We start from the raw sequence: 25,272 nt of genomic DNA on the forward strand, positions 1-25,272 counted from the left end.
TCACCCTATGATAAAATTGGAATGAGATAGGAAATGGGCTTTTTATTCTCAATCGTGATGCGCACTGTTCCAAGAGATCCGGGAGCTAAACGATCAGGTGGTCCCTTGCCATAAGTCCAAGTCAGTCCCGACTTGTTATCAGGAGAAAGAAACGGTTGAATGATCACGAGCATCGCTGTTGCCCCCTTCGTGAGATCTTCACGGAGTTTTTCCGAAGGAATCACCCTAAGCCGGTCTGAATCTTTTGAAACCGCGTAGGGAACCACTTCTGTCACTTGACCCAATAATTGACCATACTTTTGCGTATCGACTGCTCCCAAATCGACTGTTGCTTTCATCCCTTTTTTGACACGCTCTCCTGCTTCAATAGGAATGAATGCATACACCACCAAATCCTTGGGATAAACTTTTCGTTCGAACCACATCAAAACATCCCCCTGCTTCACTTGCTGCCCTTTACCCGCTTCCATTTGAAAGATGATTCCATTGTTGGGAGCTAAAACCGCTTTTCCATCTGAAAGCTCCATGAGCACTTGCCCCTTCTGCACCTGACTTCCCGTTTTGATATAAACTTGTGAGATCACTCCATCAGTCGGACTATTCAAGGTATATTGCGCATCGGGAGCAAGTAAAATTCCTCTTCCTGTTGTGATGATGGGAATTTCACCTAAAAACGACCAAACCAAAATTCCCAAAATGATTGCAACGAGTGTGGCTAAAACCACCCAACCACGCAAACGAATCACCACAAGAAGCTTGTTTAATTGCGACGGAGAAGAAAGTCTTTCAACCGAATCGTGTCTGAATATCTCTTTAGCCATATAGCAAGTTAGGTTCATTAAGAATGAACTTGTTTTAAATTCTTCTCATAACATAAGTATATTTTATATGAACGAAAATAAAGAAATCTCAAGCGCAATCAAAAACTGGAATAAAATCATCCGTAAAATTTGGGATGATCCTAACCAAAAGCAGGCCCTATTTGAAAACCCTCGAGCTGTTTTAAAAGAAAATGGCATCGACATTCCGGAAAAGATTGCCCTTCATGTTCACGAAAATAGTGAAGAAGCCCTTCACTTTGTCATCCCTAAAAAGCCTTCCAAAGAACTTTCAGACGACTTCTTAAGCCACATCGTTGCCGGCTATCATTACGCTGGCTAGAGCATATCGCCCATTTTATAAAAAAAAATCCCCGTTCTTAGAAGATTGAAATCTTGTGGCTTAAGAAAAACACGATTCTTAAATCGTTGATCGTAAGTGTATCTCACAGCTGCTCTGCAAATTGAAAAAAACTCTATCAAATGTTATCATAGATGTACCTTAATGATAAAAGAAGTAGAAAGATGAAAGAGTTTCCACACAAACCACTTATGTGCATAGCGTTAGCGAAGTTCCTCGTCATAGAAGGCGGGAAGAAGGGCGGATCAGTCACTTTTAGACTGTCACCTCTCCTTCAGCAATACAATTTTCTTGTTTACTAATTTTAAAGACTTTACGCTAAGTTGCATCCCACTCCAGGGATCTTTGGAGAGCCGTTTTCTGGTATTTTTCAGATGGTACTTTTAACCTGAACTCTGGGTTTTTAGGCTGATAAGCTCGAGCTCACCTCACGCCATGTGGGAGGAGTTGCAAACGCCGCAACAATTTCAGGAAAGCTTGTATTGAGCTTTTTTTCAAAAACCCACTTCGGATCAGAAAAACGTTTTTTTATGAGGGTGGCAAGCATTGGAGACTTGAAGCTCATTTTTTCTTCTCCCGTCGAACCTGTTCAATGGTCTTCCCTGACTTCACCGATTCAGGACAAGATTTGACAAGGTTTTTCCGACCATCGGCATGGGCATCTTTCATTTTGATGAGAAGCCAATTTTTCCCCTGCATGTGAACGAGCGCATAACCCCCTTTGACCTTTTTGCCTCTCAATTCAACTTCAATTGTACCTCGACGAAAGGCCGTTTGCATCGTATAAGATTTGAGATTCTTGTACCGCCCACGATCCCAAACAATCACCGTCCCTGCTCCATACTCTCCTTCAGGAATGACTCCTTCAAAGTTCTTGTAAGAAAGAGGATGATCATCAGTTAAGACTGCAAGCCGCTTATCTTGGGGGTTGAGAGAAGGACCTTTGGGAACAGCCCAAGACTTCATGACACCTTCCACTTCAAGGCGAAGATCATAGTGAAGAGAACGCGCCGCATGCTTTTGAATGACAAAGGCAGGATTCCCAACTGACTTCGCCACTTTAGCTTTAGGCTCTTTAGACCGTTTAACATTGCGCTTTTTAGAGTATGCTGCCAACTTTTTTGCTATCATTCCTTCCTTTTAACGCGTCATAATCTTTTTTTGAAGCTACCTTTTTATTCAAAGATCCACTATTATTTAGCCCTAAAAAAACGGTGTATTATGGCTTTTATAGTTAATCTAAGCGATACCTATGACAAGTGTTTACCAACGGAACTTTCAACATTTTTAAATGAGAATCCAACGATTGATAAAAAGAAAGTTTCTTATGATGGCAAAAGTTGGAATGTCCTTGTTGATGTAAAATCTGATGAATCCGCAACCTTCATTCGCGCCGAATCAGATGGAGAGTTTCATATCTGGAACTGCATCAAACATCCCTCTGAAGAAGGAAAAATTAAGGTCTTTCACTTTAATGGTCCCCTCACGTCAGACTATGCGATTGCATATGAAACAACGGGCCAGCGTTTCTCCAAACTTCTCCTTGAAGGAGAAGTCTTAGGTCCAGAAGCATCCTTTCAGTTAGCAGAAAAAACCGCCGACCTTGCGATGAGATGGATTCAGCAGCAAAAATTGGAGGATGACTGTAAAAAATTAACAGGAAGAGAGTTCACCGTTCCAAAAAAGGTGTCCAATGCCAAGGATTCTCCTACAGAGCCTTCTGAAAAACCTTTTCCGCTCGCTTTTAAACTCGCTGCAATCGCTTTTGCTCTATTTTTGGCATATAAAGTCGCAACATACATGATGAGACGCATTCAAAATACAGATCATTTGACAGGAATGGCCAACGTTCAATAAACTTTTATCTTCATGAATTTCTTTGGGGTATCAAAATGTCAACCGTTCTCCTAGCAAACCTTCCCAATACCTTTCAAGAGCGCATTAAACCTCGCTTGGAGAATCCAACAACCATTGTGCACCCTAGAACTGGAGAACGTGAAGAAAAAACCTTTTTTGATGCTTTGACATATGGAGTCGATTTTAAGTTTCGCGAAGTTGTCTGGAACGCTCAAGTTGCAGGCGATGCAAATAAAACGTTTGTCCGTCTGAGTTCAGAAAACACAGTGCATATCAGCCTTTTTGAACAAGACAAAGGCAAAATACGCCACTGCACGCTTATAGCTTCTCCAGAAGAAACTGTAGAAGAGCCCTTACCTGAAGATTTTGATTGTTACCCCTCAACTTGCTCTCATCCCTTCTTTTTCGCAGAGGTGATCTTAGACGGTGAATGCCAGGACCCAGCTTCTCCTGAAAGAATTCCTAAAACTGTTCATGCGGTTGCAACTGAATGGATCAATCAGTACAGTCCCACAAAAAAATATCTCATTCCTCTTCAAAAGTACGAGGCTGCAAAAACTTCTGAGTTTGATCCCCTGACCCAAAAAGTCGACGACGAAGTCTTCAAAAAAATCTTCAAGCTCTTGGGAATACTCGCTGTCGTTTATGTTGTTTCCCGAGTCATTACTCAACTATTCTTGCAAAAATTGCCAGCTCCTGTCCCACCAGACGCCCCTCCTGCTATCTTAGATAGTGTCGTCACAAGTTAGTCAATCCTTAAACGACTCCTGAAGATAATTTCATCGTTGCCTTCCTTCGAAAGCCCGATTTGGGCTTCCTGCTATCTAATCGCCTTGAACTTTTCTCCACGAGCCGCTTCTTTATTGCCGCTCTAGTGACGACACTATCTAGTCGTAGAATAGGGAACAGAGTTGCTTTTTCTTTGCCCTTCCTCTATTAGGATAAGAAATAGAGGAGATTGGTATGGCACATGTGGATTCCAAACGCATCGAAGCGCTTGATGCTTACTTTCGCGCTTGTAACTATCTGTCCGTGGGACAAATTTACCTGCGCTCGAACCCCTTACTTAAAGAGCCTCTTAAACCCGAGCACATCAAAAAACGACTCTTAGGTCATTGGGGAACCTCCCCTGGTCTCAACTTCATCTACGCTCATCTCAATCGCCTGATTCAAGACACCCAAGCAAAAATGATTTATCTCACAGGTCATGGTCATGGGGGACCTGCCTTGCGGGCTAATGTCTATCTAGAAGGATGCATGACAGAAACCTATCCCGACCTGACCCAAGATCTTTCTGGAATGGAAAAACTGATGAAAGACTTTTCTTGGCCAGGCGGAGTGCCAAGTCATGTCAGTCCTCCCACTCCAGGTTCGATTCATGAAGGTGGCGAACTTGGTTACTCTCTCGTCCATGCTTACGGAGCCATCCTAGACAACCCCGAGTTGATTGCCGTTTGCGTCGTCGGAGATGGTGAAGCTGAAACAGGACCGCTTGCCACAAGCTGGCAATCAAATAAGTTCATCAACCCCAAACAGGATGGAGCTGTCCTGCCAATTCTACATCTCAACGGTTATAAAATTTCTGGGCCAACTGTTTTTGGGCGGATGCCTGACACGAAAGTTGAAGAGTTTTTCAAAGGGTGTGGTTATGCACCTCGCTTCATCGAAGGAGACGACCCAGCAGCTCTCCACTCCGTTTTATGGGAAACTCTAGATTGGGCTTATGCAGAAATTCGGAAGAGACAATCAGAGCCTTTCGATGGCAATGCTGTAGATTGGCCGATGATTGTCATGCGCACCCCCAAAGGATGGACAGGCCCCAAAGAAGTCGATGGAAAAAAAGTCGAAGGAACTTTTCGTTCACACCAAGTTCCTCTCTCAGACGTCATTGAAAAAAAAGACCACCTAGAAATGCTCGAAACTTGGATGAAAAGTTATAAGCCGGATGAGCTTTTTGATGACGCAGGAAAACCCAACTCTGACATCTTATCTGTCGTCCCTCCCAAAGAGCTTCGAATGGGCTGCACCCCTCATGCCAATGGAGGACTTCTCCTCAAAGAATTGTCCATCCCAGAAACAGCAAACTATGAAGTGAAAGTTTCTAGCCCTGGAAGTGTGATTGCTGAGGCCACACGTGAACTTGGAAAGCTCGTGCGGGACATCATGAAAGAAAACGGAAATAACTTCAGAGTCTTTTGCCCAGACGAAACCAATTCCAATCGTTTTAATCACGTCTTTGAAGTCACAGGACGCACCTACCTTGGAGAAATTTTCGATAGTGATGATGACTTATCCAATGAAGGTCGCGTCATGGAAGTGCTCAGCGAACATCTTTGTCAAGGATGGCTTGAAGGGTACCTTCTCACAGGACGTCATGGCATCTTTCCTTGTTATGAAGCCTTTGCTCTCATTGTCGACTCGATGCTCAACCAACACGGAAAGTGGCTCAAAGCTTGCCAAGAGCTTCCTTGGCGAAAACCCATCGCTTCCCTCAACTACTTGCTCACTTCTCACGCCTGGCGCCAAGACCACAATGGGTATAGCCACCAAGGCCCTGGGTTCATTGAGTCCGTTATGCAAAAGAAATGCTCAATCGCTCGTATCTATCTTCCTCCAGATGCCAACTGCTTGCTCGAAGTCGGGAAGCACTGCCTAGAAAGTAAAAATTACATCAACTTGATTGTTTCAGGTAAACAACCCATGCCTCAATGGCTCAATATGAAACAAGCTAAAGAGCATTGTACGAAAGGAGCTTCTATTTGGGATTGGGCCTCCAATGACCAGGGTCACCCCGATGTCATCATGGCATCTGCTGGAGACACTCCAACCTTGGAAACGCTTGCTGCCATTTCAATCCTGCGAAAGAAGTTTCCCGATCTAAAAATCCGTATGGTCAATGTCGTCGACCTCTTCACACTGATGCCTCATTCGCGCCATCCCCACGGATTTGATGAAGAAACCTTTGAATCCCTCTTTGGCAGCGACACTCCCGTTATCTTTGCCTTTCACGGTCACCCGCGCGTCATCCACGAACTCACCTACAAACGCTCTCATCCTCACCGCTTCCACGTCCGTGGTTACATCGAAGAAGGAACAACTACGACCCCATTTGATATGGTCGTTTGTAACCAGATGAGCCGTTTTCATTTAGCAGTTGAAGCCCTGCATCACCTGCCACACATGAAATCAGTTGCTGGAGATTTTATCACCGAATGCAAGCAAAAGCTCGATGACCATAAGGTCTACATCTATGAGCATGGGGAAGACATTCCGGAAGTCCGTAATTGGAAATGGGAGGCATAAAAAACATGGGCGACTTTGATAAATTATCCCCTGAAGAAACCGCAAAAAAACTCGAAACCGACTTAGAAAAAGGGCTCTCATCTCAAGAAGCCCAAACACGACTCAAAAAGTATGGTGAAAACATTATCGAGGGAAAAGCGAGAAGCATCTATTTCCGCCTTCTCACGTTTTTCTGGGGACCTATTCCATGGATGATCGAATTGCTTCTCATCAATGCAGCTCTTGGTTTTTTTCAAGAGTTCAAAGCAAATAACGCCATCGAAGCCTTAAAACAAAAACTCGCCCTCAAAGCCCGTGTCTTGCGCGATGGGAAGTGGCAGACAATCGATGCCAAAGACCTCGTGCCAGGCGATGTCACGACGGTTAAACTAGGAAATATCATCCCCGCCGATATCAAACTCAGTAGAGGAGAATACCTCACCGTTGACCAATCCGCGCTCACAGGAGAATCACTCCCCGTCAATAAAAAAATCGGCGACATGGCCTTTTCTGGAACAATCGCCAAACTAGGAGAAATGACAGGTGTTGTTACAGAAACCGGTTTCAGTACCTTCTTTGGCCGCACAGCAAAACTTGTTGCTGAAGCCAAAACAAAGTCACACTTCCAGCAAGCTGTCATGAAAATTGGTCACTTTTTGATTTTTATGACACTTGGAATTGCGGCAGTCCTGCTCATCCTTGCCCTATTCCGTATTGAAGTGAGCCACACACTGCACACTGACTTAGGAAACCTTGCCATCTTCATCCTCGTCTTAGTCATTGCTGGAATTCCCGTCGCACTCCCCGCCGTTTTATCGATGACCATGGCCATTGGTGCCAGTCGGATGGCCAAGCTCAAAGCCATTGTGTCCAAACTCATCGCTATCGAAGAACTTGCTGGCATGGACGTCTTATGCTCAGACAAAACCGGAACCCTGACTAAAAACGAACTCACTGTTGGTGATGTTCAAACCTATGGATCAACTCCTGAGGAAGTGCTGTTAAACGCCTGCTTAGCCTCGAACCTCAATGGAGATGACGCAATAGATCTAGCTATTGGTGCAAGCTACAAAGAAAAAGAGCATCTTTCTGAATACAAAATCACCAAATTCATTCCTTTTGACCCAGTGAATAAAAAAACAGAAGCTCATGTCACCGGTCCCAATCGGGAAACATTTCATGCGGCCAAAGGTGCGCCGCAAGTCATCTTAGCTTTTGCTAATCCCGATGAAAAACTCTCCACAGAAGTGAACAAAGCGGTAGATGAACTTGCTGCGCGAGGTTTTCGAACGCTCGGTGTCGCAAAAGGAGATGGTAAAAGCTGGACCTTTTTAGGGCTCATTCCCCTCTTTGACCCTCCTCGTGAAGACACAAAAGAAACCATCGAAAAAGCCAAAGAAATGCATGTGAAAGTGAAAATGGTGACCGGGGATCATACAGCCATTGCCAAAGAAATTGCCGGAAAACTCGATCTTGGAACCAATATTATTCCCGCAAGTGAGCTCTGCTCAAAAGACATTCCCGAGGAAACTACAGAAGAAATGCTCGAACAAGCCGATGGATTCTCGGAAGTCTTTCCCGAGCACAAATTTCAAATTGTCAAACGACTCCAAGGTAAAAAACACATTGTGGGCATGACAGGCGATGGAGTGAACGATGCTCCTGCGCTCAAACAAGCAGACATCGGAATCGCTGTTAGCAACGCCACAGATGCAGCGCGGGCCGCTGCGGATCTCATTTTGACTGAGCCTGGCCTTCTTGTCATCAAACATGCGATAGATGAAGCCAGACGCATTTTCGGCCGAATGAAAAGCTACGCCATGTACCGGATAAGCGAAACATGCCGTCTTCTCTTTTTCCTGTTCCTCGCCCTTGTTCTTCTTCAAACAAGCGCCTTAACAGCTGTCATGATCATTGTCATCGCCCTTCTCAACGACATCCCAATTATGATGATTGCCTACGACCATATGAAAGCCCAAATCAAACCGGTGTCGTGGGACATGCGGGAAGTCTTTTCCGTCGCCATCGGTCTTGCTATCGTTGGGGTCATTTCGACATTCGGGCTGTTTTGGATAGGGCGTGAATTCTGGCACTTTGATTTGCAGCATAGTCGAACCCTCGCCTTTATGGCCATCCTCTGTGGAGGGAACTTAACGATCTATCTGACTCGAAATACCGGTGAACTTTTAGCCAAACCCCTACCAGAGTGGAAGTTCTTCCTCGCTACCCTCTTTTCTCAAGTGGTCGGAACGCTCGCTTCCGTCTACGGACTCGGCTCTGACGACTTTGTTGGAATTGGTTGGAAATACGTCGGATTTTCTTGGCTCTACATTGCCGCTTGGTTTGTGATTTGTATGTGGACAAAGATCTTGATCTACAAAATTCTTAATTTCAAAGGAAGCAGTGAAGAGTTTTTAGATAAGACCTCAGAAAAACTCCATCCACATGGATAAGATATTACATTCCTTCAGATGAGGGAAAGATTGCTTGCGCACAAGCGTAGACATTTGCCCAACTAGGATCCGTCTTCGATGCACGAGTCAACACCTGATACAACTTTTCAAAACGCTCTGGATCATGATGCCTAGCATGAAGTAATGTATAAACACTCTCCTTATCTGCTTGGGTCATTCTTTCAAGTATTGCAGCAATCGTTCCTAGGTAGCGTTCTTGTGGGCGATACTTTTTTGCAAGCCATTGAGAGTGCCCCTTGAGTTGTTCAAACGCATAAAAAGAGTCAAAATCTCGATCAACATGTTTGAGTTCATAATCTACATCAGTCCCTAAAACTTCTCTTGCAAGTGCTTGAGTCTGCAAAGCAGATCCATGTTCAAGCTGCTCAATATTTTGTACAAGAACATCAACAGAATCTGAACTCTGTATGATGGCTTCGAATTGCCTTGCCTTCATCAGATTATAAAGTTCAAATGCGACATAGGCAAACTGATCGGGCTCTGACAGCTGATCAAACCTAGGACCAAGGACGATAACCCTCTCTTCGTAACGACACAGAGCTTTATGTTCCTGACTATCTGATATTTCAAAAGAGACTTGGTCTAAAAAATCTGAATCAAAAGCTGATTTGATAGAAGCCGGTATGGAATACGAATCCCTATGATACTCAATTGCTTTTAAATTCATTTTTATCTCCCTCATTTTTAGAATGTTAAATATTATACCATATTGCAGATTTAATGTAAATTATACTTAAATCATTTAATTTAAACCGTTTAAATATTTTAAACTAATTATTAAATATTAATTTAATGTAAATTAAATTTTATGTTATAATTTTCATTTTAGGATGGAAAAAAAGGATAGGGAAAATGAGTCAATTTTCTGATATCGCGTCTACGCGAAGATCTGAAGAAGCTGCACAGATAAGAAATGAAATAGCTTCAACTTTAGTATCTCAGGGGCATGGCCCACAAATCAAACAGTTAGTAGAACAGCATCACCTACCAGAAGAGGTTGCAGTCTTGGCCGTGGCGGTAAACGTCATCATGTCTCTACAAACCCCAAATGAAAAAGATGAATCTCTAAGCTCTGAAAAGGTGACAGAACCTCCCAAGGAAGCTGAAGAAATTAGAGAAATTCCAGCAGTCGCCACACTTAGCGAAGAACCAAAACCAAGTGGTCTTGATAGGCTCTTAGAACAAGAAAAAGGGGTAAGGTACGACCCGCGACTTGCAATTACAGACTTTAACGCGCTTCCTCAAGAAAAAGCGATTGGGGCTATCGACTTTCTTCTGACAACAAATGCGGCTACACCAAAACAAGTTCGCGCCATTCATGCCTACTTATTTGAAAATCAAGGAGCCTTTAGAGACTTCCGAAAACTTCACGGAAGTGGCCAAGAAGCACAAAACCGACAATTTGAAAAATTTCTCCAAGTGATGGATATCGATCTTCTCAATGAGAATAAAACATGGCGTAATTTAGTCGCTTTATATGGCTTATCTCCAAACCGCCTTAACTGGGTTCAGATCCAAAACGATGAAGTCAATCCAAGCCTCAATAGTGACATGCTTGCATATGAAGCAAAATATCGATCCAAAAATATTTCTCAAGATATTGGCTCATTTCAACAGCGATCTCCAACGAGGTTCAATCAATGGCTACAATTGCGTATGAGCGGATCTAAAACAATTAGCACTCAAACCAATATCACACCCAAGGCCACGCAAAATTGGCAGGCTGCTGAGAAAAAAACGCGTCAAGAAGCCACAACTCAGGGAAAACTTGGGCAGCGTGTTCCTTTTGGGACTGTTCAAGCCATTCACCAAACACTGACTTCAGGAGAAGAGGCAAACGCCGGCAAGCTTCGCAACAAAGCTGTGCGCTCAAGTGGAGCCGTCGAAATTTACCCTCGTGAAATCAATGTGAAAGAGATGACAGGCGAATATGAGCGTTGGCTTAATGAACAAATTAAACTCTGCGATGCTGGAAAAGTGTGATTGTGACTGCGGCTCAAGCCTACCAACGGCTCGTCTCGATTCACCCTTTTGACGGTGGAAATGGAAGAATGTCTAGACACATGATGGATTACGTTTTAGAACGTTTTGGACTTCCTCCTGCCGCACTGGGTGCATCAGTTGATGACGCAGTCTTTGGACTAAAGGTCAAATCTCCACAGCAACAACAAGAGTTTGTTCGCAAGATCTTTGAAGGCGTGCAAAAAAGTTACTGTATGGTTCATGGAGGTTAAAATGGCTGCTACGCAAGAAATATCCAATAGAACCAGTCTGTTTCTTAATGAAAGCAACCAAATGGAAGGGATCCATGAAATCGATTATGCAGATCCTACGTTTCAAGATCCAAGCAAAGGGCACTTCGGTGCCTTTACACTCTCACAAGAAGCTGCTAGAAACCGCGCGCCTTTGTCTGTCAAAATTCTACGAACTTGGCAAGCATTACTAGGAAAAGAGCAAAAAGAGCGAAGTGGCGACCACATTGGCGATCAAGAAATCGGGCACATCCGAGGGCCCTCACTTCAGAAAAATGTCAGGATCGGAAAACATATCCCTCCACAATATGAACGTGTCCCAGCTCTCATCCAGTGTTGGGTTGAAGATCTCAACGAAGATTTAGCTAAAAACCATGAAACATACGCCAGAAGCGACAAGGCTTTCGCAAATTTCGCAGGGTCGCAGTTTCTCCGGTTTGAAAAAATCCATCCTTTTGGTGATGGAAATGGTCGAATGGGACGGTTAATTGCAAACTACATCTCAACCTACTGCAACCGCCCCTTGCTTGTCTTCCCTTCAGAATATTCGATGCGGAACCGATACATTGAAGCTCACGATTCTGAAGAAGCCATGGCGTCCTATTTCTCTAAAAGAATGGCCGAAGTAGCAGCCTTCTAATCGTTTTCTTCGAGCCATTGACGGCTGATATTGATGAGGCGCAAGGTGAGCTCTGTGTTCTCGGGCGACATATGCTCCGTCTCGAGATTGATCACCGTTTTTGGCTCGGGAATCACATCCTGCAACCGCTGAGCACATTCGAAGGGAATTTGGCTATCGTAAAGTCCATTAATGATCAAAAACTTGCCCTTCATTTTCGGAGCGTAGAGCAGTGGATCAATAGGTTTAAAAAGCGCTGCTGCCATTGTTGCAACTGGCCCTTTGAGAAAGCCTGGAACCTTGAGATTTGCTTTGAGAAGACAATGAATCCCAGCCCCACCATAAGCCAAGACAGCGGGTCCGAGTTTGATTCCCTTTTCTTGAGCCGTCACATACGTCACAGGAATGAAAATCGATCCAAAACTATAACCCATGAACTCGATGGGTTTCGGGTCCATCCATTTTTGCTCTTGCAGGTACTTGATGATCACAAGCAGCTGAGGCGGCACCTCTAAGAGAGCTTTTCGCACAGATAACAGATTCCATAAAACATCAAGCTTACGCAGCTTTTTCAGCGTATCGGAATACTCATATGCCACAAGAGCGTAGTTCCCGTGATCTGGAACAAAGCGGAGACTTTCTCGCCCTGTCATGAGTCCTCCAACAATCACAATGCAAGGAAGACCTCCTTCTGGGATTTTTTCTGGAAGGCTAATGGTAAACATGGCCCTTCCTTTCTGCCCACAATCGAGAATCACATCTTGATAGGTGCGTGTCTCCTGATTGTCAGGTTCCTGATATTTTTTATCCAAAATGACCTTCCCTCGGGGGTACGCCCACGCAAGATTGAATGTGGAGAGTAGAATAAGAAAAAGTAAACAGACTTTGGTGCCTTTTAGGTAGCTCATCATTAAACGCCCTCAAGCACCTTTTATAAAATCCCCTCCTTTCTTACAACCCTTCGAGGAAGGGCTAAGCTAAGAAGTCGCTTTTGATCCGCTCGATTTCTTTTAGAACCTTTTCAAGCTTAACCTCTTGATGCATCGTATCGGTCATGTAATCCCAAAGTTGCTTGAAATCGTGTGCAATCTCCTTGCCAATTTCTTGAGCTAGGTCATGCCCTTTGACGAGGGCCTCATTGAGATTTTCATGCATATGCTCTGTCTTTTGCTCGAACTCACGATTCAAAGTCGCAATATCACGCGTCAGATCAGACAGATCTTCAGGATTTGCTAGATGTTCACGACGATGGTCCAGTTCTTTTTCGAGCCGCTGGTAATAGTCATGACATTCAGAGAGCTCCTTTTGTTGATCAGCAATCACATCAAGGAGCTTAAGAAGGGTCTTTTTTTTCGAGTCCATTTATTTCGCATCTAGGTAACATTGTTGAGCAAAATCCCAATGAATCACGTCTTTAAATTGCTCGATAAATCGAGGACGCTCATTGCGATAATCGATATAATAGGCATGTTCCCAAACATCTAATGTGAGGATGGGAGTTTTTTTGTGTTTTAATGGAGTGTCGGCATTGCTAAGAGCCATGATCTCGAGTTTCCCCTGATCATCGCTTGCTAGCCATGCCCAACCAGATCCAAAAAGCGTCGCAGCAGCATCTGAGAATTGCTTCATGAAAGGCTCTAGCCCTCCAAAATCTCTATCAATCGCTTCTTTGAGTTCTCCCTTTGGCTGTCCTCCTCCATTTGGAGACATGCAATCCCAGAAAAAGGTGTGATTCCAAGCTTGAGCAGCATTATTAAACACCCCACCCGAAGACTGCACAACAACTTCCTCTAAAGAAAGCTGCTCTTCTTTTTTCCCTTCAACAAGACCGTTGAGCTTCTTGAAATAAGCTGCATGATGTTTGTTGTAGTGATAGTGCATTTGCTCTTCTGAGACGAATGGAGCAAGTGCTGACAAGTCATAGGGTAGATCAGATTGTGTGAATGCCATTTGAATACACCTTGGTAACAGGATTTAAAACGAACTCCTAAGTGTACGAAAAAAATGATTTTAGCTCTACGTAAAAAAGTGCTTAGTCACTCATTGTCTACAGCGTTGTTTGTACCACATAAAAAAGATCTTTAAGATTCCCATTTTCGAAAGTTTTGCCATTGAGCTCAGGAAGTAAAGATTCACCTGTATCAGTTTTGATTTTCATCCCGAGCATTTGATCTAAAGAGATAATATAGACAATGCCATCTTCAAGCTGAGTGGGATCGAAAGCATCAGAATCAAAAAGATAGACAATTTTCTTCTCAGCCTCGCTCTCGAGCATCTCACGAATAGCTTTGTCAATGTGGGGAACACAATTGTGATGCAAACACACTTCGCGGTTAAATGCCGTAAAGTGCGCGCGAAATTTAGGGTCAAAGAGTTTTTGCATTGCAGTTGAACAAGAAGTATATGTGTTCCAGTTGTGAGTTCTCAGTGTCGGCAATACTGCTGGGAAATGCCAACCTCTTGCAGGATGCCTTTCTGGGTCACAATTAGAAAAGATTGCTGTCATTGAAGAAGCAAAGCGCTGTTTATGATCTCGCTCTTCATAACAAAACCGTTTGTTTGCTGAAATGGCTTCACTGACACTTTGATCCCCTGTGACTAAAGCTTCTTCCTCTGAAGATTGCCATAATAAAAGGAGATCATGATGATCAAAACTGCCAACGCAAAGCCTGACGGCTCTCCCCTCTTCAGCAATGGAGACAAACCGTTCTTTTTCGGGGTCTGAAATGATCAGAGTTTTCACTTGATTCAATTCACAGATCTCTCTGATTGCATTTTCATGCTTGTTGGCATCAAAGCGAGGAAGAATCAAGACAAGGGTTTCATCTGTTAGATTTGTGTTGAGGATAGCGTCAACAAATCCTAACCTCATGGTATCATCGTTGGAATATCCGACATAGAGACCACAACTTTCGGCAAAAGCTGGTAGAGGGAGCTCACCGAGAATCCTACGTTGCAGTTCAGGAGAGATTTCTGTAAAACGTTCCATCCGTTGAGCTCTTGTCGTAAGTGCATGCTGCTTTTCCCAATCATGCTCAATAAAAATTCCCTTTTTATCCTCACCTAACCCAAGGCCCAGCGCAAGGTAAAATGGCTCAAGAGCTGGAAGCCTGTCAGGATTAAACCCATATTCAAAAAGTGAAAGAGTTTTGACCCCCTTGCGACGCAAATGCAAAAATGCATCTCCACATCCGTTTGAAGGAGCAACCACCTGAAATGCCAGGCCTGAGATTTCCTCAAATTCACGAGGACCTGAATCATGCCACTTTCTTTCTTTAAACAGAGGAGAAACTTTAAAATGATAATGATCAAAGCCTCGAAATTTGTCTAAACGTACAGATGGCCGAATTTCGACTTGCCTGCTTTGTAAAGTACCTGCTTCAACAAGGCTGCGCGCACACTTTAAAGCGCAGCTCACGTCTCCAAAGTTGTCTACAGGATTGTTTGTAAAAAGAACTGTTCCAGATATTGGTTGGGATGTATTAGCCATTTTTACTCTCCTAAAAAAATTTCGAAAGTAGAATAGCTTACCTTAAAGTTTCTTGTCTTTAATTATTTACGCATATAACCACAACCTTGGTCTCATATTTTGGCATATCAGAACTATATTCAAAAAAATTACTCCTTTTCTGGAGCTCTTTCATTTGAAGGGTTCACCTAGCACAAAGACGCCTTTTTTCAAGAAAAAGAGTGGAACTATCGCGCCATCGTGCACTTTACCCTTTCATTGCTTGACCTTTTCCCCCTTTTCTACATTCTAGAAGGATTTCTCTCGCAATTTTTTAGTGTCGCACCAGAAAGTTCATCGCCGCTTACTCCCGAAAAAGTCGAGGTGAAAAAAGGAACCATTTTTGGAACCAAAAACCAATACACTGACACAAAAAAGGAAGAGGAGAGGCAAAGCTGCACAGTTCAAGCCTTGACCTTTCTCAAACACCTCCTCCAAAATGACAATATTGACAGCCCCTTGATCGATCAATGTTTGACCGAAGGACTCGAAATTTTTACCACTTTGAGTAGGCGACTCCACAAAGAAAGGCGTGCTCAAGCACGCGATTACCTCATTAAACAAGGTGCTCCTGCTCAAGAAGTCAACAAGTTTCTCCGTGACAATCCTGGATCACCAAAAGAATGGTCTCTCATGAAGTTCTTAAGCCGCTATTCTAAATTTGATACAAAACCAGCTGCCCAACTTCTCTCAGGATACTCCTTATCCACAAAAGAAGCATCTCGAGCTTTTACAGATAATCTAAAAGAAGTTACTGATACATTTGCCCCTCTCTCCTCCACAGAAAAACAGCGACAGTCACTTTTCGAAGGGAAGATTCCCGAAACAGGAGCAGGAACAGTTCTCACCTGCAATGGTCTGACAACCCTCGTTGCAAAAACAAAGGACCGTTATGTGATCTACGACTCCCACAGAAAAACAGCGCTGCATCCGGACAATTCTGCTGCTTATGTTAAGCTTCTGGAGACTCCCCAAGAAGTTGCAGTATTTTTAGCCTCCTTCTTCGACTACCGCACTGGAGGCACCAACAGAGTGGAAATGATGACGTTTACTTCGTACTCACCATGAGTGTGGATCATGGGATAAGTCCACATCATAAGGTTTTCCATTCACTAGAATTTTTCCAGGGTTGTTCTCAAGAAACTTCCTCAATATCTTCATGGCAAATCGTCGACAATCGCTTAAATCTTCTTGGAGCTGAGCTGAATTGTAGAAGGGAAAGAATTCAGTATTTTTGCCGTTACGATTTGCCTCTTGAACAGCGTGATACAGTGACCCTTTGAAATTAGCAGCTCGGATAATATTAAAGACTGTATGAAAACCACACGCACCTTGGTTGTTTTGACTCTTTTCTGTCACAACAGTTCTCACATCTCGATCGGGAATCACAGTTTCAAGAACAGATTTCAATTCTTTGACCCCTTTTGTTATCATACTGGAATCGCCCAGTGAATCAAAACCAATCACATGAATCTCAGAGTCATAAAACTCAATAGCAAGCCCTACGGCATGATACCCTGCTTCAGTATATGGAATGAAAAGTTTTTGTGGAAAAGCATGGTTTTTTTCTTCTAACCCTTTTACGAGATCTGTCAATAAAGACTTAAGAGGTTTATCAGATTTAGGGATGAGAACCTTAGACACAAGATAATCACTTTCACTTACAGATTTGGATCGATCAGCTAAAACTGCGCCGTCTTTTCGAACAAGATTTTCCCTATGATGGGATAATACAATTAAACAATTTTCTTCAATCAAATGCATAGTCGGCATATTTTGATTTAAATCAATCAATTTCATCAATGCATAGATAAATTTCTTAATGTCTTGAAAGAAACCATATTTCTCATTAGCACACTTGATCTGTGATCCAAAAGTTATCTCTTCAGGACTCGGTAGCAAAAAGACCTTTCCAGATTTAGTCGCATTACGATCTTGGTCATGAGAGGAAGAAGGAGGAATCATCGAACTAGAACTTCCACTATGCATAGAGGGCGACGGAAATAGATAAGAATGGAAAAAGAGATGAGCAATGCCGATAACGCAACCTGTGAGAAATGAATTCGGATCAATCAATGAAGCAAACAAAATAGCATTCAAGCCAAAAGTCACAAGTCTCATTGCCAATCGCTCGGAAGGTTTCTGCTGCTGTCCCTGCATCAAGTGCGAAGTAAAATGAAAAGCTAATTGGTTGAGAATTCCGAGAACAAAAACTTGAATAAATGAGTCTTGAGTTTTCTTTGTCCCTTCAATAAAAGCGCTCAACATAACTCCGCTGAAACCAAAAAGAGCTGTTTCTTTGAGGTGATTCGAAGAAATAGAATTAAGACTTGTCATTTGACCCACCATTTTTTTGAAGAAAGTATACAGAAATGATCGCTACTTTAAAATAGCCAATCGAGGGCTATCCTCTCTTATTCCTCAAAGGCTCCTACGAAGCTGCAACATTTTTAGCCTCCTTCTTCGACTACCGCATTGGAGGCACCAACAGAGTGGAAATGATGACGTTTACTTCGCCCTCACCATGGGTGTGGATCATGGGATAAGTCCACATCATAAGGTTTTCCATTCACTAGAATTTTTCCAGGATTATTGTTGAGAAACTCTCTCAATTTCTTGATTGCTCCCCGTCGACAATCACTTAACTCTTCTTTAAGTTTAACGGAGTCCAATAGAGGAAAGAATTCAGCATTTTTGCCGTTGCGATTTGCCTCTTGAACAGCGTGATACAGTGACCCTTTGAAATCAGCAGCTCGCATAATATTAAAGACTGTATGAAAACCACACGCACTTTGGTTGTTTTGACCCTTTACTGTGACAACAGTTCTCACATCTCGACCGGGAATCACAGTTTCAAGAACAGATTTCAATTCTTTGACCCCATTTGTTATCATACTCGAATCGCCCAGTGAATCAAAACCAATCACATGAATCTCAGAGTCATAAAATTCAATGGCTAAACCAGCAGCATGGTATCCTTCTTCACTATATGGAATGAAAAGTTTTTGCGGAAAAGCATGATTTTTTTCATCCAACCCCTTGATGAGATCTGTCAGAACAGATCTAAGTGGTTTAGCAGATTTAGGCACAAGAACCTCGGAGACAAGATAATCACATTCACTTAAAGGTTTTGATCGATCAGAAAAAACTGTTCCATCCTTGCGGACAAGATTTTTCCCTGATTGGGATAATACAATCAAACAGTTTTCTCCGTGGTTTCCCAAACCGATTCGATTTGGCGTTAAATCAATCACTCTCATCAATCCATAGATAAAACACGGCACATCTCCAAAGAAGTCATGTTTCGGATCAGCCCTCAAATTTTCCAACTTAGTTATCTCTCTGTGATCTGGTACGAAAAAAGGCTTTCTTGATCCAGTCAAGCTAGATTCATGTTCATGAGAGGAAGAAGGAGGAATCACCGAACTAGAACTTCCACTACGCATAAAGGGCGACGGAAATAGATAAGAATGGAAAAAACAATGCGCAATTCCGATAACGCATCCATTAAGAAACGAGTTTGCACCAATGAATGAAGCAAACAAAATAGCATTCAATCCAGCAGTCACAATTCTCATTGCCAAACGATCTATAGGTGTCTGCTGCTGTCCCTGCATCAGGTGCGAAGTAAAATGAAAAGCTAATTGATTGAGAATCCCAAGCGCAAAAACTTGAATGACTGAGTTATGAGTTTTCTTTGCACCCTCAACGAAAGTGCTCAGCAAGCCTCCGCTGAAAGTAAAAAGAGCTGTTTCTTTAAGATGATTCGAAGAAATAGAATTAAGAGTTGACATTTGGCCCACCATTTTTTTGAAGAAAGTATACAGAAGTGATCACTATTTTAAAATAGCTAGTCGAGGGTCGCCTTCTTTTTTTTCGTCGAAGGCATCTTTTGGACCTTCCGGAGGGTAGAGAGGACTTGAACTGAAGCCACATCCTTTGAGAATTTTAGGATAGCCAAAATGCTCGATGATCGGCCACTGCCGACAAACTTGAGGACGCACTCTGTACTGACCACAGGAGCCATCTTTTTTGAGATAGCGACATCCCATAATATACATCTCATGCCCTTCATAAATATGAGGCTGTTTGTAGCGCATATAAAAGCCATGGACTTGGGTATGCCACAGAAGAAATAGACGTCCCCAGAGAGTCCCTGAGTGACGGATGAGGACATAATAACAACAGTTCCCACGTCTCTTGCATTTGCCGACTTGTTTGAATGGAGGACGAATGATCTTACGAGCTAGCTTTTGCATCAGTTCATCGATAAGAATGTAGGGCAAGAGGAGGCATTTGAGGGGAAAACGGATAAATCCTGGCAGCCATCTCTTGGGGATCCCTTGAGGGGGTGGAGGGGGCTCATGGCCTTCTTCGCCTGCTATTTCCAGTAAATCCTCAAGCAACTCGCTTTTCGCTTCGTAGTAGATCTTTCGCTTAAACATGCAGCTAGCATGACCGATCCCCTCCCTTTTGTCAATCCCTTCCCAGAGAGTGCTAACTTCAGCAGAGAGTGCTAAGTTTGACCCGCGCTTTTTAGCACTAAAAACGGGGGTTTGCCAAAAATGTAAGTAATTAGTATAAAATTATTTTTAACAAAAATTAATAGATTTAAATTATAAAAAATGAGATAATTGTAAGTAATTATTAATAACACATAACCCAGGGCTACAGCATGGAATTCGAAAAGAAAATGCTTGAGTCTCAGTCTCTTACTAAAAGAGTCGAGTTTATTACTATTCAATCAAGTGAACGAAGAGAAGAAGAAGTTCGCTATAAGAATATCAATCGGAAACAGATCCGATTCGACCTCAGTGATGTAGCGATTATGCTAGCTCTAGGTGAAATTCTCCGTCCATACGGTGTAATGGAACTTATTGAAAATAAGCTAGCTAAGTCAAACATCGAATTCTTCCGTTATTGGGGCGAAAAAAGGCTAGCAAAGCGTGGACAATCATTCATGATGAGCCTGTACATGAAATCTCCTGAGAAATTCGCACAGGCTGAGCTAAAGAGCAAAGGTCGGAAGCAGATGGAGCTGGCGCGTGGAACACTGATCATCAGCGAACTGACAAACCAAAAGACCATCTCACTTCAAGACAACAAAGACGATTATCACGCTGAATTAGAGGAGTTTAGAGAGAAGTTCAAAGAACAAGAAATGAAACTACGTCACCAAAAAGACGTCATTGAGGAACTCACTCACGATGGATCAGATGCAAACGCACAAAAGCTAATTGGTTCAAACGTCTAATTTCAAGTTATTTAGAAAGCGGTTAAATCCAATTTAGCCGCTTTTTTTTTGCGTCTGCTAATTTTATATCTATCTTATAACAAACCACTTACAATCAAGGCGAACCCAAATCTAAACTTTTTGGAAAAAGTTTAGCAAATTGTTAGCGCTCTACTCTAAATCACGAGGTGTAGAGTTATCTTTCACACTATTGATTCAATATAAATTATTCATGATAAATAGTTTATGTTTTATTTAAGTATAACATTGGAATATTATTAAATTTATGTAATAATAATATTAAGAATAGGTTTATATAGAGGGACTTTAGAAAATGCTAATAGATGAAAAGATTTTTGAGTCAGATGAACTATCTAAGAAAATTGAATTCGTCACCCTACAATCCTCGGAGAGGAAGGACGAAGAAATTCGCTATAAGAACGTGAATCGAAAGCAGATCGTGTTTGATCTCAGCGACACAGCAATGATGCTCGCATTAGGGCGCGTGTTACTCCCTTACGGTCTGAACGAAAATTTTGAAAATAAAATGCTTAACTCTAAGGTTCAAGCTTTTCGTATCTGGGCAGAAAAACGGATCGCGAAAAGAGCAGAAAGTTTCCTCAGAATTCTTTATTTGAAACATCCAGAGAAGTTCACAAAAGTTGAATACGAACATTCGAAGAAGAAAAAGATGAAAATTGCAAAATGTAATTACGTCTTAAGTGAACTCACATCTCAGAAGAGCATCTCGCTTAAAGACAATAGAGATGAACTCGAAGAACTGCGCAAATTCAAAGAACAATTTACTGGTGAGCAGCAGCGCTTAGTGCTTCAGGAAAACGTGATTAAGGACTTAACACACGACGATCGAGAAGAAACAGAAACACTCCTCGAACATAAGAGCAGCGAATAAAATTTAAGCTTACCATCGGATTAGATCATTCACCTCGAGCTACTTGCTCGAGGTTTTTTTTTCTCTGAATATTTTGTGTTGCTTTTTCCAAAACTTGTGCTAGAATAATATCCTAAAATGACGGATCATGAGCAATATCGAATCTGACAAGTCCACTTGGGCTCAAAAAGTCTGGCCAATACGCCGCTCCGAACTAAAGAAAGTCCTTCCTCTTTTACTTCTTAAATTTCTAGTTTCTATGGTTTATGCCACACTCACCTTACTCAAGGATCCCCTTGTGGTGACGGCAAAACATTCTGGAGCAGAAGTCATTCCTGTTTTAAAAGGATGGATTGTTTTTCCCTTATCTATTCTTTGTGCGATTGGTTATTCAAAATTGAGTAACCATTTTAAGCGTTCGACCCTCTTCTATGGAATCATCTCTACTTTCCTTGCGATCGTTCTTCTTTATGGCTTTGTCTTGTATCCCAATATGGGAATTCTCACTCCAAGCGATTCTGCGAACTTGTTAACGGCCAAATTTGGAGCAAAATACACGCACTGGATTGCTGTCTATCGCAATTGGATTCACTCTCTATTCTTTGTCACAACAGAGCTCTGGGGTCAGGTTGTCATTTTTCTCCTCTACTGGGGATTTGCCAACCACATTTGCCAAGTCAAAGAAGCGAAAAGGTCTTATACCCTGTTTATCGCAGCAGGCGATTTAGCGACGATCTTAGCTGGCCCACTTACTTATTACTATGGGAAAAAGTTCCTTGGCCAAAGCTATGCCCTCACCTTGCAATCTCTTCTCGGGTATGTCTTCGTCTGTGGCCTCTTGATTATGGCTGTCTACTGGTGGATGAATCGCTACGTCCTAACTGACAAGCGGTACTACGACCCATCTGTGACAAAACAAACTGTTAACCAGAAGACCAAACTCTCCCTCCGCGACAGCATCAGGCACATCTTTTCATCTAAATATCTGCTTGCAATTGCAGTCCTCGTTGTCGGTTGCGCCCTCACCATCAACATGGTTGAGGTGACTTGGAAAGCCCACTTAAAGATGCAATACCCAACAACTGCCGACTATCAAATGTTTATGGGGCGCGTCACCACAATTGTTGGAATTGTCGCCCTCATCACTGTGTTCTTCTTAGGAGGCAACTTCCTCAGACGATTTGGTTGGCACTTTAGCGCTCAAATCACACCCTGGGCCGTTGGGATTACTGGTGGAGTATTCTTCCTTCTTTGCCTTCTCAAGCCCTACCTCGGACCCTTTGCACATTATGTTGGACTCACTCCACTCATGATGATTGTCCTCTTCGGAGCCTTCCAAAATATCACAAGTAAAGTCGTCAAATATTCCTTTTTTGACTCTACTAAAGAAATGGCTTATATCCCGCTTGACCCTGAATCTAAAGTGAAAGGAAAAGCTGCCATCGATATGGTCGGTTCAAGGCTAGGTAAATCGAGTTCCTCGTGGCTCCAAATTGGCTTAATTGAACTTGTTGGAACGGGATCTGTGATTTCAATCACTCCTTATCTCCTTCCTATCGTTCTAGGTGTCGCTCTTTACTGGAGCTACTCTGCGCGCTACCTTAATAAAGAGCTTTCAGCGCGAGAAGAAACGCTCCTTGAAGAAGAAGAGGCTAAGAAAAGACAGGCAGAGCTTGAGCCTAAACCTGTCACATGAATTCCTCCCTCTCTGAGATATTAAAACACTTAAAAAAGTTGGGCACAAAACAGCGTGCTATCTGGGATCAAAACTATCATAAATCAAAAAGAGAACATTGGGGAGTTCCCACTCCATCATGTACACAGTATGCCCATTCTCTACTAGGAGTGTTTGGCATTGAAAGCGCTCTACCTCTTGCAAAAGCTTTATGGGAAACAGACCTATTTGATCCCATGATCTGCGCCACCAAATTGCTGTCTCTCCCAAAAGTCAAGCCTTCACAGGCTCTTTGGAAGTTGATTGTCGACTTCTTAAAGCAAGTCGATGGCTGGGCTTTAGAAGATCAACTCGCCCCAGCTGCTCGCAAATGCATTTTGGCAGATGAATCACTCTTAGATGAGCTCGAAAAGTGGACCTATCACGAAAACTTTTGGATGCGACGCGCAGCGCTGATTTACACTCTCCCTTACGCTAAGCCAGGCTATGATCCTGAAAGAATGCTCAGCTGGGCGGCGCGCTACGCAACCGATTCAGAGTGGTTCATCCAAAAAGCGATCGGTTGGTGGCTCCGAGTTTTAGGCGAGCACAACCCTGCGCGCGTCATGCAGTTTTTAGAGGTCCATTCTGATACACTGAAACCCGTCGCAAAAAAAGAGGCAAGTCGAAAGCTTGCCTCAAAAGTAAAAGACGCTCAAAAATCAGAGTCTTAGCCTTGAGCTAAACCTTCTTCATTTTTAATCGCTAATTGGAAAAGTGAATGCCCCTCACGTGTGACTTGAGCGATAAAGGGGCTTCTTGCATCAAAAGTGATTTTAGGAGGAGGAGGAAAACAAGCAGATTCATTTGTCATAGCATAGGAAGCTGCTGCTGCTTTTGTCCCCTTTTCATCACACTTGATGCAACACATCTGGCCGATTTCAGTCAGAGGATCACCATTAAAGCGGCTCAAAATCGTAGGAACAGGATAGCCTAGACTTTCCAAGGATGCTTTCAAACCTCTATCATCTGTCTTGAGATCTACTTTCGGCAAGTAGAGTTTGATTCCGTTTGTCATCTTTGCTTTAGCGTGACAGTCCTGAATAAAATCAGGCGTCAATTTCTTTTCAAGGTCCCCAATGGCTTTAGGGTTATCTGGAAGGAAAATGGTGTAAGCAAAGGGTTTCTCCGCATCCCCTGAAGTTTTGTAGGGAATTTGAAGCATGGCGAAATCGTCTCCCTTGAAGTAGACAAAATCGCTTTCCTTTTCCATGATTTGAGCATCAACAGCTGTCCCACTAAGCGTTGTAAATTTACCCTGTTTCGCTGGGGCAAAGGGATCTTGCCACTTGCCATCAAAAAGGGTTGTATTAATGAGAGCACAATTATCGCTTTGAAATTCATCAAAAAGCTTTGGAATCAGTTTATCTGTTTTATCACTCACCCATGTATTGATTTTGCCTAAATCAGCAGGGAGAAGCTCACCGTCATACACAGATTGAATCATAGATTCGAAAGATGCGTCAACTTTGCCAACTTTCGCAGCAATGGCATTACCAATCACAATTTTGGGCTCATCGCCAGCTAAGTTCTTTAGAAGTTGATTCATCCCTTTATGAACTTGCTCTTCACTCATCCCTTCCAAGCCAAGTTTTTTCATGAATGCTGGAACATCTTTCTCTGGCATGGCTCGAAGGAGCATCCCTAAGACAAAAAAGAGACTCATAGCAGACTGAGCATAAGACTTGTTTGGATCTCTTGTGGAGGCAAGCTCTTGCTCAAGCTTTTGAACGGCCTTTTGGATTTTCTCTAAATCAGATTGTGCTAACTCAACATTTGCAATTTCGGGGGGAACGGGCTTTTTAACACTACTTGATGAGGGTCCTTGAGGCTTTGTTGAAATCCCAGGGATCCATTGCAGCATGCTTTCCCATTGCTTAGGCTTCACCTGATCCATTGCAGTCAAGATCGCAAGCTCAATAGCTCCTAGTTTCAGCAGAGCCTCACAGGGTGATTGAGTCATCCACCATGTCAATGAGATGGCAGAAGCAACAAGGACAACGTTGCACATGATGCGAATAAGGGTTTCGTCTTTACGAGGACTTGTCCACATGGCCTCAAATGCATAGTGACCAACACTAGTGGCTACTAGAGCAAGAAGTAAGGCTTCCTTTGAAATCGCAGGAAAGTAGCTCACAAGATACTTTGAGCCCAAAAGGGCACCAGCTGTCACAAGGGCAACGGCTTGAGTCAACTCTTTAGCATGTAGAACCTGGTTATTTGCATTTAGAACAGATACTGACATGATCGATCTCCATCGTT

At 42.9% G+C, this 25,272-nt stretch carries 25 protein-coding genes; 13 read left to right on the forward strand and 12 right to left on the reverse strand.

All coding sequences use genetic code 11. The features are described 5' to 3' along the window. Nucleotides 1–5 precede the first annotated feature (5 nt). On the reverse strand, nt 6–821 hold the full coding sequence (locus ACOOFG_RS06680; protein WP_420420698.1) for an HlyD family efflux transporter periplasmic adaptor subunit: 816 nt from the start codon (nt 819–821) through the stop codon (nt 6–8). 67 nt (nt 822–888) lie between these two features. On the opposite strand from ACOOFG_RS06680, the gene ACOOFG_RS06685 reads away from it, so the two are divergent. Then, nucleotides 889–1,161 carry an NHLP leader peptide family RiPP precursor gene (locus ACOOFG_RS06685; protein ID WP_420420699.1) on the forward strand — a complete coding sequence of 91 codons (273 nt, stop codon included), beginning with the start codon at nt 889–891 and terminating at the stop codon, nt 1,159–1,161. A gap of 421 nt (nt 1,162–1,582) precedes the next feature. Here ACOOFG_RS06685 and ACOOFG_RS06690 read toward each other — a convergent pair whose 3' ends face one another. Beyond that, complete coding sequence (locus ACOOFG_RS06690; protein WP_420420700.1) at nt 1,583–1,744, reverse strand: hypothetical protein; 162 nt, start codon at nt 1,742–1,744, stop codon at nt 1,583–1,585. After that, nucleotides 1,741–2,310: a DNA polymerase ligase N-terminal domain-containing protein gene (locus tag ACOOFG_RS06695; protein WP_420420701.1), complete on the reverse strand. Its 570-nt coding sequence runs from the start codon at nt 2,308–2,310 to the stop codon at nt 1,741–1,743. Before ACOOFG_RS06695 ends, ACOOFG_RS06690 begins: the two co-directional genes overlap by 4 nt. 90 nt (nt 2,311–2,400) lie before the next feature. Between ACOOFG_RS06695 and ACOOFG_RS06700 the strand changes: the two genes are divergently transcribed. The 4 genes from ACOOFG_RS06700 (at nt 2,401) to ACOOFG_RS06715 (ending at nt 8,771) form a co-directional block, all read left to right on the forward strand. Next, the gene (locus ACOOFG_RS06700; protein ID WP_420420702.1) at nt 2,401–3,036 is read left to right on the forward strand and encodes a hypothetical protein; all 636 of its coding nucleotides are present in this window, start codon (nt 2,401–2,403) and stop codon (nt 3,034–3,036) included. Between the two features lie 35 nt (nt 3,037–3,071). Beyond that, the gene (locus ACOOFG_RS06705; protein ID WP_420420703.1) at nt 3,072–3,785 is read left to right on the forward strand and encodes a hypothetical protein; all 714 of its coding nucleotides are present in this window, start codon (nt 3,072–3,074) and stop codon (nt 3,783–3,785) included. A 214-nt stretch (nt 3,786–3,999) separates the two neighbouring features. After that, a complete protein-coding gene (locus ACOOFG_RS06710; protein WP_420420704.1) occupies nt 4,000–6,339 on the forward strand; it encodes a phosphoketolase in 2,340 nt (779 codons plus the stop codon). A 5-nt stretch (nt 6,340–6,344) separates the two neighbouring features. Next, nucleotides 6,345–8,771 carry a plasma-membrane proton-efflux P-type ATPase gene (locus ACOOFG_RS06715; RefSeq protein WP_420420705.1) on the forward strand — a complete coding sequence of 809 codons (2,427 nt, stop codon included), beginning with the start codon at nt 6,345–6,347 and terminating at the stop codon, nt 8,769–8,771. 4 nt (nt 8,772–8,775) lie between these two features. On the opposite strand, the gene ACOOFG_RS06720 is transcribed toward ACOOFG_RS06715, so the two are convergent. Then, complete coding sequence (locus tag ACOOFG_RS06720) at nt 8,776–9,459, reverse strand: hypothetical protein (protein WP_420420706.1); 684 nt, start codon at nt 9,457–9,459, stop codon at nt 8,776–8,778. Between the two features lie 185 nt (nt 9,460–9,644). On the opposite strand from ACOOFG_RS06720, the gene ACOOFG_RS06725 reads away from it, so the two are divergent. Genes ACOOFG_RS06725 through ACOOFG_RS06735 form a run of 3 tightly spaced genes read left to right on the forward strand, consistent with a single transcriptional unit; the run spans nt 9,645 to nt 11,684 of the window. Beyond that, the gene (locus ACOOFG_RS06725; RefSeq protein ID WP_420420707.1) at nt 9,645–10,775 is read left to right on the forward strand and encodes a hypothetical protein; all 1,131 of its coding nucleotides are present in this window, start codon (nt 9,645–9,647) and stop codon (nt 10,773–10,775) included. A gap of 2 nt (nt 10,776–10,777) precedes the next feature. Next, nucleotides 10,778–11,026 (forward strand): Fic family protein, encoded by a 249-nt coding sequence (locus ACOOFG_RS06730; RefSeq protein WP_420420708.1) that lies wholly within the window; start codon nt 10,778–10,780, stop codon nt 11,024–11,026. A 1-nt stretch (nt 11,027) separates the two neighbouring features. Beyond that, the gene (locus tag ACOOFG_RS06735) at nt 11,028–11,684 is read left to right on the forward strand and encodes a Fic family protein (RefSeq protein ID WP_420420709.1); all 657 of its coding nucleotides are present in this window, start codon (nt 11,028–11,030) and stop codon (nt 11,682–11,684) included. Here ACOOFG_RS06735 and ACOOFG_RS06740 read toward each other — a convergent pair. The 4 genes from ACOOFG_RS06740 to ACOOFG_RS06755 form a co-directional block, all read right to left on the reverse strand. After that, nucleotides 11,681–12,574, reverse strand: coding sequence for an alpha/beta hydrolase family protein (locus ACOOFG_RS06740; RefSeq protein WP_420420710.1), 894 nt, complete (start codon nt 12,572–12,574; stop codon nt 11,681–11,683). The two genes, ACOOFG_RS06735 and ACOOFG_RS06740, sit on opposite strands and share 4 nt — an antisense overlap. Nucleotides 12,575–12,635: 61 nt before the next feature. After that, nucleotides 12,636–13,025 carry a hypothetical protein gene (locus tag ACOOFG_RS06745; protein WP_420420711.1) on the reverse strand — a complete coding sequence of 130 codons (390 nt, stop codon included), beginning with the start codon at nt 13,023–13,025 and terminating at the stop codon, nt 12,636–12,638. Further along, a complete protein-coding gene (locus tag ACOOFG_RS06750) occupies nt 13,026–13,613 on the reverse strand; it encodes a superoxide dismutase (RefSeq protein ID WP_420420712.1) in 588 nt (195 codons plus the stop codon). A gap of 97 nt (nt 13,614–13,710) precedes the next feature. Beyond that, nucleotides 13,711–15,153, reverse strand: a complete 1,443-nt coding sequence (locus ACOOFG_RS06755; RefSeq protein ID WP_420420713.1) for a hypothetical protein — start codon at nt 15,151–15,153, stop codon at nt 13,711–13,713. Between the two features lie 219 nt (nt 15,154–15,372). On the opposite strand from ACOOFG_RS06755, the gene ACOOFG_RS06760 reads away from it, so the two are divergent. After that, entirely contained in the window at nt 15,373–16,239 is an 867-nt protein-coding gene (locus ACOOFG_RS06760; protein WP_420420714.1) for a hypothetical protein, read from the forward strand. Here the strand turns inward: ACOOFG_RS06760 and ACOOFG_RS06765 are convergent. The 3 genes from ACOOFG_RS06765 to ACOOFG_RS06775 form a co-directional block, all read right to left on the reverse strand. Next, nucleotides 16,231–17,508, reverse strand: coding sequence for a hypothetical protein (locus ACOOFG_RS06765; protein ID WP_420420715.1), 1,278 nt, complete (start codon nt 17,506–17,508; stop codon nt 16,231–16,233). The two genes, ACOOFG_RS06760 and ACOOFG_RS06765, sit on opposite strands and share 9 nt — an antisense overlap. Nucleotides 17,509–17,690: 182 nt before the next feature. Beyond that, the gene (locus ACOOFG_RS06770; protein WP_420420716.1) at nt 17,691–18,965 is read right to left on the reverse strand and encodes a hypothetical protein; all 1,275 of its coding nucleotides are present in this window, start codon (nt 18,963–18,965) and stop codon (nt 17,691–17,693) included. Nucleotides 18,966–19,007: 42 nt separating this feature from the next. Further along, nucleotides 19,008–19,616: a hypothetical protein gene (locus tag ACOOFG_RS06775; protein WP_420420717.1), complete on the reverse strand. Its 609-nt coding sequence runs from the start codon at nt 19,614–19,616 to the stop codon at nt 19,008–19,010. Nucleotides 19,617–19,846: 230 nt separating this feature from the next. On the opposite strand from ACOOFG_RS06775, the gene ACOOFG_RS06780 reads away from it, so the two are divergent. The 4 genes from ACOOFG_RS06780 (at nt 19,847) to ACOOFG_RS06795 (ending at nt 23,684) form a co-directional block, all read left to right on the forward strand. Continuing rightward, nucleotides 19,847–20,425, forward strand: coding sequence for a hypothetical protein (locus ACOOFG_RS06780; RefSeq protein WP_420420718.1), 579 nt, complete (start codon nt 19,847–19,849; stop codon nt 20,423–20,425). Nucleotides 20,426–20,738: 313 nt separating this feature from the next. Next, complete coding sequence (locus ACOOFG_RS06785) at nt 20,739–21,317, forward strand: hypothetical protein (protein WP_420420719.1); 579 nt, start codon at nt 20,739–20,741, stop codon at nt 21,315–21,317. Between the two features lie 127 nt (nt 21,318–21,444). Further along, nucleotides 21,445–22,992 carry an Npt1/Npt2 family nucleotide transporter gene (locus ACOOFG_RS06790; protein ID WP_420420720.1) on the forward strand — a complete coding sequence of 516 codons (1,548 nt, stop codon included), beginning with the start codon at nt 21,445–21,447 and terminating at the stop codon, nt 22,990–22,992. Next, complete coding sequence (locus ACOOFG_RS06795; protein ID WP_420420721.1) at nt 22,989–23,684, forward strand: DNA alkylation repair protein; 696 nt, start codon at nt 22,989–22,991, stop codon at nt 23,682–23,684. The genes ACOOFG_RS06790 and ACOOFG_RS06795 overlap by 4 nt, the downstream gene beginning before the upstream one ends. Here the strand turns inward: ACOOFG_RS06795 and ACOOFG_RS06800 are convergent. After that, entirely contained in the window at nt 23,681–25,255 is a 1,575-nt protein-coding gene (locus ACOOFG_RS06800; protein ID WP_420420722.1) for a serpin family protein, read from the reverse strand. The genes ACOOFG_RS06795 and ACOOFG_RS06800 overlap by 4 nt on opposite strands. Nucleotides 25,256–25,272: the final 17 nt, after the last annotated feature.

Source organism: Simkania sp. (assembly GCF_965215465.1).
Classification (GTDB): Bacteria; Chlamydiota; Chlamydiia; order Chlamydiales; family Simkaniaceae; genus Simkania.